This is a genomic window from Krasilnikovia cinnamomea (assembly GCF_004217545.1).
GTDB lineage: Bacteria > Actinomycetota > Actinomycetes > Mycobacteriales > Micromonosporaceae > Actinoplanes > Actinoplanes cinnamomeus.
In genome coordinates this window covers 390,317-402,529 of the sequence record NZ_SHKY01000001.1, presented here as the reverse complement: position 1 = coordinate 402,529, position 12,213 = coordinate 390,317, and the positions used below count along the sequence as shown (strand labels likewise).

Annotated in this window: 9 protein-coding genes; 2 read left to right on the top strand and 7 right to left on the bottom strand. The window is 71.4% G+C overall.

Annotation, left to right across the window (positions count from 1 at the left end; genetic code table 11):
* Positions 1-287 precede the first annotated feature (287 nt).
* The 5 genes from EV385_RS01670 to EV385_RS01650 all read right to left on the bottom strand — a co-directional run bounded on the left by EV385_RS01670 (position 288) and on the right by EV385_RS01650 (position 8,618).
* Positions 288-1,268 carry a helix-turn-helix transcriptional regulator gene (locus tag EV385_RS01670; RefSeq protein ID WP_130507839.1) on the bottom strand — a complete coding sequence of 327 codons (981 nt, stop codon included), beginning with the start codon at positions 1,266-1,268 and terminating at the stop codon, positions 288-290.
* A 104-nt stretch (positions 1,269-1,372) separates the two neighbouring features.
* Positions 1,373-3,478, bottom strand: coding sequence for a 1,4-alpha-glucan branching protein GlgB (glgB, locus tag EV385_RS01665; protein WP_130513004.1), 2,106 nt, complete (start codon positions 3,476-3,478; stop codon positions 1,373-1,375).
* A 63-nt stretch (positions 3,479-3,541) separates the two neighbouring features.
* Positions 3,542-4,858: a maltokinase N-terminal cap-like domain-containing protein gene (locus EV385_RS01660; RefSeq protein ID WP_130507838.1), complete on the bottom strand. Its 1,317-nt coding sequence runs from the start codon at positions 4,856-4,858 to the stop codon at positions 3,542-3,544.
* Positions 4,858-6,612, bottom strand: a complete 1,755-nt coding sequence (treS, locus tag EV385_RS01655; protein ID WP_130507837.1) for a maltose alpha-D-glucosyltransferase — start codon at positions 6,610-6,612, stop codon at positions 4,858-4,860. The genes EV385_RS01660 and treS overlap by 1 nt, the downstream gene beginning before the upstream one ends.
* Positions 6,613-6,650: 38 nt before the next feature.
* Positions 6,651-8,618, bottom strand: coding sequence for an alpha-1,4-glucan--maltose-1-phosphate maltosyltransferase (locus EV385_RS01650; RefSeq protein ID WP_130507836.1), 1,968 nt, complete (start codon positions 8,616-8,618; stop codon positions 6,651-6,653).
* Positions 8,619-8,895: 277 nt separating this feature from the next.
* On the opposite strand from EV385_RS01650, the gene EV385_RS01645 reads away from it, so the two are divergent.
* A complete protein-coding gene (locus tag EV385_RS01645) occupies positions 8,896-9,483 on the top strand; it encodes a hypothetical protein (RefSeq protein WP_130507835.1) in 588 nt (195 codons plus the stop codon).
* A 56-nt stretch (positions 9,484-9,539) separates the two neighbouring features.
* Here the strand turns inward: EV385_RS01645 and EV385_RS01640 are convergent, their stop codons facing one another.
* Positions 9,540-10,004 carry a PPOX class F420-dependent oxidoreductase gene (locus EV385_RS01640; RefSeq protein WP_130507834.1) on the bottom strand — a complete coding sequence of 155 codons (465 nt, stop codon included), beginning with the start codon at positions 10,002-10,004 and terminating at the stop codon, positions 9,540-9,542.
* A gap of 6 nt (positions 10,005-10,010) precedes the next feature.
* Positions 10,011-10,802, bottom strand: a complete 792-nt coding sequence (gene ppgK / locus EV385_RS01635) for a polyphosphate--glucose phosphotransferase (protein WP_130507833.1) — start codon at positions 10,800-10,802, stop codon at positions 10,011-10,013.
* A 217-nt stretch (positions 10,803-11,019) separates the two neighbouring features.
* Here ppgK and gsmA point away from each other — a divergent pair, with 217 nt between their 5' ends.
* Positions 11,020-12,210, top strand: coding sequence for a sporangiospore maturation cell wall hydrolase GsmA (gene gsmA / locus EV385_RS01630; protein WP_242624639.1), 1,191 nt, complete (start codon positions 11,020-11,022; stop codon positions 12,208-12,210).
* Positions 12,211-12,213 lie beyond the last annotated feature (3 nt).

The window sequence follows — 12,213 nt, the reverse complement described above, 5'->3', positions numbered from 1 at the left end:
ATCCTCCATGTGTTCGGCCGGGCGGCGCTCAGCGAGCGGTGCCGGTGTGGTCGGGTGCCGTCCACGGGTGGACGAGGCGGGGTGGACGTGCCGGGCGGTGGCCTGGCGGATCGGCGGCACGGCGCGGATCATCCCCGGCGCCGCGCCGGGGCGGCCGAGGACAAGGGTGCTGATGATCCGTGCCGGGACGCCGTGACGTTGGGCCGCAGCGCGGCTCCGGGTTCCCATCGGCGTCCCCGGCGTGGCACTTCATAGGCCCGGCACGTGACAGGAATTACTGCCCGGGCTCACCGGCGCAGGGTCTGGCCGGGCTGTTCGCCGTAGATCTGCCGGTAGGCGCCGGTGAACCGGCCGACGTGGCCGAAGCCCCACCGGAACGCGACGTCGGCGACCGTCGTACCGTCGCCCGGCTCGGCGGCCCGCAACTGGTCGTGGGCGCGGGCCAGCCGGACGCGCCGCAGGTAGGCCATCGGGGTGGTGCCGAGGTGGCGACGGAAGGCGCGCTGAACGGCACGAACGGTGACCCGGGCGGCGCGGGCGACGTCGACCACGCTGATGTCGAGGTCGGCGTTGGCCTCGAGGAACCCGACCGCGCGGGACAGGGCGGCGACGGTCGCGTCCGTGCGATCGTAGTGGTGCGGCTCGGTCGCGCAGGTATTCGGGAACGTGGTGAGCAGGGTCGCGGCCAGCAGCCGGGCGAACGGGCCGACCAGCAGCGGGTGGGCGATGAAGTCGGGGGCGTTCTGCACGCTGTCGGTGACGTAGTCGACGACGTGCAGCCAGCGGCGGACGTCGGCCGGACGGTCCGGGCTCACGGCGGTGAAGCGCAGCGGCGGACCCGGACACTCGGGGTCGTTGCGGGCGACCTCGACGACGACCTGCGCGGCGATGCCGACCAGCGAGCCCTCCAGGGCCTCCTGCCGCACCCGGTGCAGCCGGCCCGTGTTGACGTGCAGGCCGAGGTCGCCGATGCCGTAGCGGATGCCGCGGTCGAGATCGGTCCGGCATCCACGGTGGACCCGCGTCACCATGATCGGCGTCTCGGTGTCGCACCGGTACTCGATCAGGGCGTGATGTTCCAGGGAATCCAGACAGAACGGGCCGACGCTGAGCCGCCGGTGCTTGAACCGGTAGGTGTCCGGGTGGCTGTGGATGGTGGTGGCCGAGCCGAACGCAGCATTGAGGTACGCCATGGCGCGTTCGGGGTCGGTGGTGGCGAACTCGATCCGGTGCCGGTCCTGGGCCTGGGAATCGTCCGTGAGGGGCACGCAGCCCGTCCGTTGTGGTGGGAGTCCTCGATCGGGATTCGATTCGGAATCTTACCGTGCGCCTGCCGGATCTCGCCGGACGACCATCGGACAGCCCGGCCCGGTCAGCGTTCGTGGCGGAGCCAGACGGCACCCAGCGGCGGGACCCGCAGTGACACGGAGAAGTCGAGGGCGTGCCACGGCTGCGGTTCGGCGGTGACCTGGCCGAGGTTGCCGACGCCGGAGCCGCCGTACAGTTCGCTGTCGGTGTTGATCACCTCGCGCCAGACGCCCGGCCGGGGCAGGCCGATGCGGTAGCCCTCGTGTGGTACGGCGGCGAAGTTGACCACGCACGCGAGGGTGTCGCCGCCCGGGGCGAAGCGCAGGAACGAGAACACGTTGTGTTGGGAGTCCTCGGCGCTGATCCAGCGGAAGCCGCTCGGCTCGGTGTCCTGCGTCCACAGCGCCGGGGTGTCGCGGTACACCCGGTTGAGGTCCTGGACGAGGCGCCGGATTCCGCCGCGCGCCGGGTCCTGCAGCAGATCCCAGTCCAGGCCGCGGGCCTCGTTCCATTCCCGCTCGTCGCCCATCTCGGCGCCCATGAAGATCAGGTGCTTGCCGGTGAACGCCCACATGAAGGCCAGCAGCGCGCGGGTGTTGGCCAGCTTCTGCCACCGGTCGCCGGGCATCTTGCCGGTCAGCGAGCCCTTGCCGTGCACCACCTCGTCGTGGCTGATCGGCAGGATGTAGTTCTCGCTCCAGGCGTACACCGTGGCGAAGGTCATCTGGTGGTGGTGCCACTGCCGGTAGATCGGCTCCTTCTCCATGTAGGTCAGGGTGTCGTTCATCCAGCCCATGTTCCATTTGAAGCCGAAGCCGAGGCCGCCCAGGTGGGTGGGGCGGGTGACGCCGGGCCACGCCGTGGACTCCTCGGCGATCGTCACCACGCCGGGGTTGCGCTTGTAGACGGTCGCGTTCATCTCCTGCAGGAAGCTGATCGCGTCCAGATTCTCCCGGCCGCCGTACTGGTTGGGGGTCCACTCACCGGAGTTGCGGGAGTAGTCCAGGTACAGCATCGAGGCGACCGCGTCGACGCGCAGGCCGTCGGCGTGGAACTCCTCGCACCAGTACAGCGCGTTGGCGACGAGGAAGTTGCGCACCTCGGTACGGCCGAAGTCGAAGACGTACGTGCCCCAGTCGGGGTGCTCACCGCGGCGCCAGTCGCCGTGCTCGTACAGCGGGGTGCCGTCGAAGCGGGCCAGCGCCCACTCGTCCTTGGGGAAGTGCGCGGGCACCCAGTCGAGGATCACCCCGATGCCCGCCCGGTGCAGCGTGTCGACGAGGTGGCGGAACTCGTCCGGGGTGCCGAACCGGGAGGTCGGCGCGAAGTAGCCGGTGACCTGGTACCCCCACGAGCCGCCGAACGGGTGCTCCATCACGGGCATCAGCTCGACGTGGGTGAAGCCGGTGTCCAGCACGTACTCGGTGAGCTGCTCCGCGAGCTCGGTGTACGACAGGCCGGGGCGCCACGAGCCCAGATGCACCTCGTAGATGCTCATCGGGTCCTGGTGCGGGTGCCGGGACGCGCGGGCCGTCATCCACTCGGCGTCGCCCCACTCGTAGCGGGACTCGTACACTACCGAGGCGGTCTGCGGCGGGACCTCGGTGTGCTGGGCCATCGGGTCGGCCTTCTCCCGCCACACCCCGTCGCGGCCGAGGATGCGGAACTTGTACCTGGAGCCGGGCGCGGCGCCCGGGACGTACAGTTCCCACACCCCGCTGGAGCCCAGCGAGCGCATCGGCCAGCCGTCGTGCGGACCCCAGCCGGTGAAGTCGCCCGCGACGCGCACCCCTTGCGCGCTGGGCGCCCACACCGCGAACGCCACCCCGCTGCCGCGGTGCTGCGCGCCCAGCACGGTCCACAGCTTCTCGTGGCGGCCCTCGCCGATCAGGTGCAGGTCCAGCTCGCCCAGGGTGGGCAGGTGCCGGTAAGGGTCGTCACACTCCACCCCGTCGACGTCGAGGCGGTAGTCGAGCACCGTGCCCGCCACGTCGACCGCGAAGATCCCGTCCGGGTGCACCTTGGTCATCGGCGCCTTCTCGCCGCCGAACAGCAGGGTCACCGCGGTGGCGCCGCGCCGCAGCGTACGGATCACGGTGCGCCCGCCGTGCGGGTGCGCCCCGAGGATCGCGTGCGGGTCGTGGGTGTCCCCGCTGATCACCGCGCGCATCGCCCGCTCGTCGGCGGCCGAGGAGGCCGAGGTGCTGTGCCCGATCATCGATTTCCTCCGCAGTCAGCCGACGAGCCGGGCGATGGCGCGCAGCGGGATCCGCGACCACCCTGGCCGGTGCCGGGCTTCATACACGGCCTCGTAGACCGCCTTGTCCAACTCGTACGCCGCGAGCAGCGGGGCCTGATCACGCGGGTCGATGCCTGCCGCCGCAGCGTACCCGTCGCAGAAGGCGGCCCGGTTGCGGTCCACCCACTCCCGGGCCCGCGCGGCGAGATGCTCCTGCTCGTCGTCGGTGTCCACGAGCAGCTGGTACGCGGCGTACTCGTAGGAGCGCAGCACCCCGGCGACGTCGCGCAGCGGCGAGTCGGGCAGCCGCCGCTCGTCGAGCGGCGCACCCGGCTCGCCCTCGAAGTCGATCAGCAGCCAGGCGGGCGGGGTCCGCAGCACCTGACCCAGATGCAGGTCGCCGTGGACCCGCTGGACGTTCACCTGAGCGCCGGTCAGCTCCCGGAAGCGCGCCTCGATGGCCGGTACGTGCGCGGCCAGCTCCGGCACGGCGGCGGCCGCGGCCCGCAGCCGGGCCAGCACCGCGTCCACCGGGAACGGCGACGGCCCGACGCCCAGCTGTTCGGCCAGGGTCCGGTGCACGCTGGCCACGGCCTCACCCAGCCGGTACGACTCGCCGGAGAAGTCGCCGCCCACCTCGTCGGCGTGCAGCTCCGCGTCCTCGGCGAACAGGTCCCGGGCGCTGGCGGTGGCCATCGCCCATCCTTCGGCCGAGTTGGCCGCGTACGCGGTGACCATGCCGAGGGCGCACGGCTCGCCGCTCTCGGTCGTCTCGAACGAGCCGAGCAGCCGCGCCACGTGCGGGTTGCCGGCGCGGCCGAGCACCCGGTTCAGCTCGATGTCCGGGTTGACACCGCTGGCCACCCGGCGGAAGACCTTGAGGATCGCCGCCTGGTCATAGACCACGCTGGTGTTGGTCTGCTCGGCGTCGAACACCCGGGGCGCCGCGTCGAACGGCAGGGCCACGCCGGGCTCCGGCTCGAACACGACGTCGCCGACCGCCTTGCCCGTGCCGAGCAGCGACAGCAGGTACCGCGTGGCCTCCGGGTCGTAGAGGGCGTCGTAGCCGATGCGCTCGCCGTCGGAGCCGATCGTGGCGATCGCGGCGTACTCGGGGATCGGGCCGGAGTCCCAGGCGACCAGCACCTGGTAGCGCTCCGAGCTCCCGTCGGTGTAGGTGACGTCGACCAGGATCAGGTCGAGGGCGTCGCGCAGCGCGGTGGACGACGCCGGTTTCGCGGACTCCAGGGTGCGGGTACGGCCCGCGTACCAGCGTTGCCGGGGCAGCCAGTCGGCGAACGGCAGCGTCATCACTTCTCCTCGGTTCCGCAGAGCTGGAACCAGTAGAACCCGTGTCCGGGCAGGGTCAGCAGGTACGGCAGGTGACCGATGCGCGGGAAGTTCACGTGCCCGGTCAGCTCGACCGGGGTGTAGCCGTTCCAGTTCTGCAGGTTCAGCTCGATCGGCTGCGGGAAGCGGGACAGGTTGTTGACGCACAGCACCACGTCGTCGCCGACCTCGCGCAGGTACGCCAGCACGGACGGGTTGGAGCCGCCCAGTTCGCGGAACGTGCCGACCGCGAACGCCTCGTGCCTTCGGCGTACCGCCAGCATGGTGCGGGTCCAGTTGAGCAGCGACGTCGAGTTGTCGCGCTGGGCCTCCACGTTGACCGCCTGGTAGCCGTACACCGGGTCCTGGTTGGCGGGCAGGTAGAGCCGGCCGGGGTTGGCGGTGGAGAAGCCCGCGTTGCGGTCCGGCGTCCACTGCATCGGGGTACGCACGCCGTCGCGGTCGCCCAGCCAGATGTTGTCGCCCATGCCGATCTCGTCGCCGTAGTACAGCACGGGGGAGCCGGGCAGGCTCAGCAGCAGCGCGGTGAACAGTTCGATCTGGTTGCGGTCGTTCTCCAGCAGGGGCGCGAGGCGGCGCCGGATGCCGACGTTCGCCTTCATCCGCGGGTCCTTCGCGTACTCCGCGTACATGTAGTCGCGCTCCTCGTCGGTCACCATCTCCAGGGTGAGCTCGTCGTGGTTGCGCAGGAAGATCCCCCACTGGCAGTTCTCCGGAATTGCTGGAGTCTGGGCCAGGATTTCGGAGATCGGGAAGCGGGACTCCCGGCGAACGGCCATGAAGATGCGTGGCATCAGCGGGAAGTGGAACGCCATGTGGCACTCGTCGCCGCCGGTCTTCGGGTCGCCGAAGTACTCGACCACGTCGGCGGGCCACTGGTTCGCCTCGGCCAGCAGCACCCGGCCCGGGTACTCGTCGTCGATGACCTTGCGGCAGTGTTTGAGGAACGCGTGGGTGGCGGGCAGGTTCTCGCAGTTGGTGCCCTCGGCCTCGAACAGGTACGGCACCGCGTCCAGCCGGAAGCCGTCGATGCCCAGGTCGAGCCAGAACCGCAGCGCGTCGAGCATGGCCTCCTGCACGGCCGGGTTCTCGTAGTTGAGGTCCGGCTGGTGGGAGAAGAAGCGGTGCCAGTAGAACTGGCGGCGTACCGGGTCGAAGGTCCAGTTGGACTCCTCGGTGTCTACGAAGATCACCCGGGCGTCGGCGTAGGGCTCGCTGGTGTCGCTCCACACGTAGAAGTCGCCGTGCGGCCCGTCCGGGTCGTTGCGCGACGCCTGGAACCACGGGTGCGAGTCGGAGGTGTGGTTCATGACCAGATCGGTGATCACCCGGATGCCGCGCTTGTGTGCCGCGTCGAGCAGGGCGACGAAGTCGTCGACCGTGCCGAAGTCGGGCAGCACCTTGTAGAAGTCGCGGATGTCGTAGCCGCCGTCGCGCAGCGGGGAGTCGTAGAACGGCGGCAGCCAGAGGCAGTCCACGCCGAGCCACTGCAGGTAGTCCAGGCGCTCGATCAGCCCGCGCAGGTCGCCCGAGCCGTCCGCGCTGGAGTCGTAGAACGCCCGGACCAGCACCTCGTAGAAGACGGCGCGCTGGAACCAGGTGCGGTCCGCGGGCAGCGCCCGGGCGTGGCCGAAGTCGTCCGCGTTGGGGTGCTCGACCACGCCGTGTTCGAGGTGACTGCCCTCCGCCGGGTCGACCTGACTCGCGTCGTCCATCGCTCCCACCTACCCCACCCGCAGGGACTCGAATCGCGTCAGCTCCGCGGCTGCACCACGAAAATGTGCGCCGGTTCGACGTACGGGTCGATGCGGACCGCGTTGTGCTGTCCCCACTCGTACGACGCCCCGGTGATCTGGTCGGTCACCGTGAACCGCTCGTGCCAGTCCATGCCCAGCGCCGGCATGTCGAGCGTGGTGTTGGCCCACTGCACGTTGTTCGCGTCGAACGAGCAGATCGCCAGGATGGTGTTGCCGTTCTCCGGGTCCCGCTTCGACCAGCACAGCAGCGAGCCGTTGTCGACCTCGTGAAAGTGCAGGTTGCGCAGCCAGTGCAGGGCGGAATTCTCCCGCCGTACCTGGTTGATCGTGGTCAGGTACGGCGCCAGGGTGCGCCCGGAGCGCGCGGCGCCCGCCCAGTCGCGGGGCTTGAGCTCGAACTTCTCGTTGTCGAGGTACTCCTCGGCGCCGGGCCGGGCCACGTGCTCGAACAGCTCGTAGCCCGCGTACATGCCCCACGACGGCGACAGCAGCCCGGCCAGCACCGCGCGGAGCTTGAACATCGGCGGGCCGCCGTGCTGCAGGGTCTCGTGCAGGATGTCGGGGGTGTTGGGCCAGAAGTTGGGCCGCATCCAGTCCACCGAGGCCAGCAGCTGGTTGAGGTATTCGCGCATCTCCCAGGCCGTGGTCCGCCACGTGAAGTACGTGTACGACTGGCTGAAGCCGATCTTGCCGAGGCCGCTCATCATGGCGGGCCGGGTGAACGCCTCGGCCAGGAACAGCACGTCGGGGTCGACGTCCTTGACCTTGGTGATGAGCCACTGCCAGAAGTTCAGGGCCTTGGTGTGCGGGTTGTCGACCCGGAAGATCTTGACGCCCTGTTCCACCCAGTGCAGGACGACCCGCAGCACCTCCCTGCGCAGGCCCTGGTAGTCGTTGTCCCAGTTCAGGGGATAGATGTCTTGGTACTTCTTGGGCGGGTTCTCGGCGTAGGCGATGCTGCCGTCGGCGCGGGTGGTGAACCACTCCGGGTGCTCGCGTACCCAGGGGTGGTCCGGCGCGGCCTGCAGCGCGAGGTCGAGCGCCACCTCCATGCCGTTGTCCTGCGCCGTGGCGACGAACGCCCGGAAGTCCTCCAGCGTGCCGAGCTCCGGGTGGATGGCGTCGTGGCCGCCCTCATCGGAGCCGATCGCCCAGGGGGAGCCGACGTCCTCGGGGCGGGCCACGAGGGTGTTGTTGCGGCCCTTGCGGTTGATCTTGCCGATGGGGTGGATGGGCGGCAGGTAGAGCACGTCGAAGCCCATGGCGGCGACGGCCGGGATGCGCTCGGCGGCGGTGCGGAACGTGCCGTGCTTGACCGGGACGGCGTCGGGACCCACCTCGGCGCCCTCCGAGCGCGGGAAGAACTCGTACCACGCGGAGAACAGGGCGCGCTTGCGGTCCACCCAGATCGCGTACGAGCGGGTCGTGGTGACCAGGTGCCGCACCGGGTGCTGCCAGAGCAGCGCCTCCAGGTCCAGCGCGGGGGAGACCCGCTCGTACAGCGGGCGCTGCTCGTCGCGCAGCGCGGCCGCGGCGGCCCGGACGCGTTCCTCCTCGGCCGCCGGGACGATCTTGGCGGCCAGGTCGAGGACCTCGGCGCCCTCGGCGAGATCGTTCGCCAGCTCGCCCGCGCCCTGACCCGCGCCGATCTTCTTGGTGACCGCGTTGCGCCACGTCAGGTACGGGTCGTCGAACGCCTCGATGGTGAAGGTCCACCGGCCGACCCGGTCCGGCTTGATCATCGCGTGCCAGGTGTCCAGCCCCGGCTCGCCCGGCCGCATGCGCGTGAACGGCTCGGGCTGGGCGCCCGGGCCCTGCCATACCACGTTGACGCCCAGCGCGTGGTGTCCTTCCCGATAGGACACGGCGGAGACCGGGACCAGCTCACCCACGACCGCCTTGGCGGGGTAGCGGCCGCAGGACACCGACGGCGTGACGTCTTCGATGGGAAAGCGACCGGTCATGATCTCCACCGTAGTCTTCAGGCGCGGGAACGGGCTCGGCGACCGGGAAATCCACGCCGTGCCCCGGGCCGCGTTTCCGCAGTGGAGCAACGGCGCGATCCGGTGGCGCGCGTCACGGCTCAACCTACCGGAGCGCGAGCGCCGGGGAGCCTCCTCGGGTGCGCGTCGGTTGCCATGCGGTGCCAACCGAGTGATCTTGCTTAGGCTGGGCGGCTCCCCGCCGAGGAACAGGGCGTGTCGCGCCCCGCCCGGGTCGCCTCGACCCTGGGAGGGCCACGTGGCCGGTCCGTCTGCCGCGCTGTCGCCGGTGATCGCCGCCAGCACGCATTGGCTGGCGCGGGCGTACCCGGCCACCGGCGAGGATCACCAGGCGGCCGCGCTGGCGGAGTTGCAGGCGCGCCAGGCCGTGACCGTCGCCGCCTGGCTGCGCTACCCCACGCCGGTGGACGCCGAACTCGTGGCGCTGGCCGGGCCGGGCGGCTCGGCCGTGCTGGACTGGCGGGCCGGCAGCGAACCGGTCGAGGAGTACGCCGAGGACGAGGCGTGGCGCACCTGGGTCGACGAGGTTGTGGTGAGCTGGGGCGCCTGCCTGCTGGCCGACCCCGTGCTCGCGGTGCGCGCCGTGTCCGCCGTCGCGGCGGCCGTGCCCGAGCAGGAGGACCACCGCCGGCCGCGCCCGCGCCGGGCGGGGGACCTGCTGGGGCAGTTCCGCCGGCTCACCACCCCTAACCCGCGCGAGCGCGCGGCCGCGGTGCTGCTGCGCCACCCCGACCTGCTGGACCCGGTGGCGGGCATGCACCGCGACGCGCTGCGCTACCTGCTCGGCGTCGAGGTGCCGAACCCCTGGCTGGGCATCAGCGGCTGACCGCCACCCGCCCAGCCCGCCCGCCCAGCCCGCCCGCCCAGCCCGGCCGCCTGCGCTCAGTCGGCCAGCCGGGCCGGGAATCCGCCCGTGGCAATCGGCCCCCAGCTCTCGATCGAGATCCGGATCAGCGACTTGCCCTGGGCGCGCATGGCGTCGCGGTACTCGTCCCAGTCCGGGTGCTCACCGGAGATGCAGCGGAAGTACTCCACCAGCGGCTCCAGCGCCTCGGGCAGGTCGAGCACCTCCGCCGTGCCGTCGAGGTGGACCCACGGGCCGTTCCACTCGTCGGAGAGCACGCAGAGCGACACCCGGGGATCGCGCCGGATGTTGGCCACCTTCGCCCGCTCCGGGTACGTCGAGATGACCACCCGGCCGTCGGCGTCCACCCCGCAGGTGTTCGGTGACGACTGCGGGCGCCCGTCGCGCCGCGTCGTGATCAGGATGGCGCGGTGCCGGGGCCGCAGGAATTCGAGCAGCTGCGCGCGGTCGGCGCTGGTGTTGGTGGCGATGCTCCTGGCCATGGCGGTTCAGCCCGGGTAGGCGCCGGCGTGGGCGGCGTCGACCGTCAGGGGGCCGGTGTGGCCGGCCGCCTGCGCGGCGGTCACGGCGGCGCCGATGATGCCGGCGTTGTTGAGCAGCGCCGCGGGCACCATCGGGGTGCGGATGTCGATCAGCGGGAAGTACCTGTCCGCCTTCTTGCTGACGCCGCCGCCGATGATGAACAGCTGGGGCGACAGCAGCATCTCCAGGTGCCGCAGGTACTGCTGCACCCGCTGCGCCCACCGCTCCCAGCTCAGGTCCTCCTGCTCGCGGGCGCGGTCGGAGGCGCGTACCTCGGCGTCGACGCCGCCGAGCTCCAGGTGGCCGAACTCGGTGTTGGGCATCAGCACCCCGTCGAGGAACAGGGCGCTGCCGATGCCGGTGCCGAAGGTCAGCATGACCGCGAGGCCGGCCTGCTCGCGCCCGGCGCCGAACGCGACCTCGGCGACGCCCGCCGCGTCGGCGTCGTTGAGCACCGCCACCGGCCGCCCGAGCCGCTGGGCGAACAGGGCCCTGGCGTCGGCGGCGAGCCAGGAGCGGTCGACGTTCGCGGCGGTGCGGATGACCCCGTCGACGACGACGCCGGGGAAGGTGAGCCCGACCCGGTCGTAGCCGGGGAACCGGCTGGCCACCTCGGCGACCGCCTCGACCACGGCGGAGACGTCCGACGGCTGCGGCGTGGGCACCCGGTAGCGCTCGTCGAGCAGCTCGCCACGCACCGGGTCGACCGGTGCGCCCTTCACGCCCGAGCCGCCGATGTCGATGCCGAGGATGACCATCCCTGATCCTGTCTGCCGTCCGATGGTGTTCCTCGCTGTGTATCACGCGGCACCGACGAACGCCCGGCGAGGCCACGGACGACGACGCAGTTCGGTAACGGTCCCCCCGGCGGCCACCCTAGGGGTCATAATTCCCAAAGGCACCACTTGTCCCGGTAGTGCCATCCGGTGCAACCGAGCCGCACCCGGGCTCCCCCTCCACCCGCAACGGCCCCCCGTGACTGTCGAACAGACGCCCGACGCCACCAGAGGGGACCGCTTCATGCTGCACACCGCCCGCCGGCTGCTCACCGCCCCGGCGCTGGCCGTCGTGATTGGCGCCGGTCTGCTCGTCGCACCGCAGGCGGCCGCCGCCGCGGGCGTCGCCGCCACGGTGGACGTGCGGGGCACGCTGCGGATCCGCACCGCCCCGTCGCTGGCCGCCCCGATCGTCGGCGCGGTCCACGACGAGCAGCGCGTCACGGTCGAGTGCGCCACCCGCGGCACCGAGGTGCGCGGCAGCCAGCGCACCACGGACGTCTGGGACCGGCTCGGCGCCGGCCGCTACATCTCCCACGCGTACGTGCGGCCGCTGGGCACCATCCCGTCGTGCGCCGCCGTGCGGGCGCAGGCCCAGCCGGTCAAGGTCCGCCCCGCGGCCGTCAAGACGGCGGCCGTGAAGTACACCGTCGGCCGGATCCGCAGCTCGGACGGCCGGGTCAACGTCCGCGCCGGCGTGTCGCTGACCTCCCCGGTCAGGGCCACCCTGGCCAACGGCGCCCGGGTCAACCTGGTGTGCGGGGTGGTCGGCGCCCGGGTCAAGGGCACCGTCCGCACCACGACCCAGTGGGACCGGCTGTCCAACGGCCGCTACGTCTCCCACGCGTACGTGGTGACGCCGACGTTGCGCCTGTGCCCGGGGGCGCCCCGGCCCGTGCAGACGCCCGCGCTGACCCCGGAGCAGTTCATCGCCCGCTCGGTGGCGGGTGCCCAGCGGGGCTGGCGCGAGTACGGCGTGCCGCCGTCGGTGACGATCGCCCAGGCCATCCTGGAATCCGGCTGGGGCCGCAGCGACCTGTCCGTCGCCGATCGCAACTTCTTCGGCATCAAGTGCTTCAACGGCAAGCACGGCCCGCTGGCCAACGGCTGCCACACGTACAAGACGCAGGAGTGCACGAAGGCCGGCAAGTGCTTCGTGACGACCGCGAGCTTCCGGACGTACGCGTCGCAGGCGAACTCGTACCGCGACCACGGCTACTTCCTGCGGGTCAACAGCCGGTACAAGCCGGCCTTCAAGTACACCCGCAGCGCGAACAAGTTCATCTGGACCGTGTGGAAGGCCGGGTACGCCACCGACCCCAACTACTACACCAAGATCACCGGCATCATGGCGCGGTGGGGTCTGTACCGGTACGACACCTGGAAGTGACGG

What these genes read in the sequence shown, in the direction of transcription:
- glgB (WP_130513004.1), bottom strand. Translation starts at nt 3,478, where the DNA reads ATGCGCGCGGTGATCAGCGGGGACACCCACGACCCGCACGCGATCCTC.
- EV385_RS01660 (WP_130507838.1), bottom strand. Translation starts at nt 4,858, where the DNA reads ATGACGCTGCCGTTCGCCGACTGGCTGCCCCGGCAACGCTGGTACGCG.
- treS (WP_130507837.1), bottom strand. Translation starts at nt 6,612, where the DNA reads ATGGACGACGCGAGTCAGGTCGACCCGGCGGAGGGCAGTCACCTCGAA.
- EV385_RS01650 (WP_130507836.1), bottom strand. Translation starts at nt 8,618, where the DNA reads ATGACCGGTCGCTTTCCCATCGAAGACGTCACGCCGTCGGTGTCCTGC.
- EV385_RS01640 (WP_130507834.1), bottom strand. Translation starts at nt 10,004, where the DNA reads ATGGCCAGGAGCATCGCCACCAACACCAGCGCCGACCGCGCGCAGCTG.
- ppgK (WP_130507833.1), bottom strand. Translation starts at nt 10,802, where the DNA reads ATGGTCATCCTCGGCATCGACATCGGCGGCTCGGGCGTGAAGGGCGCA.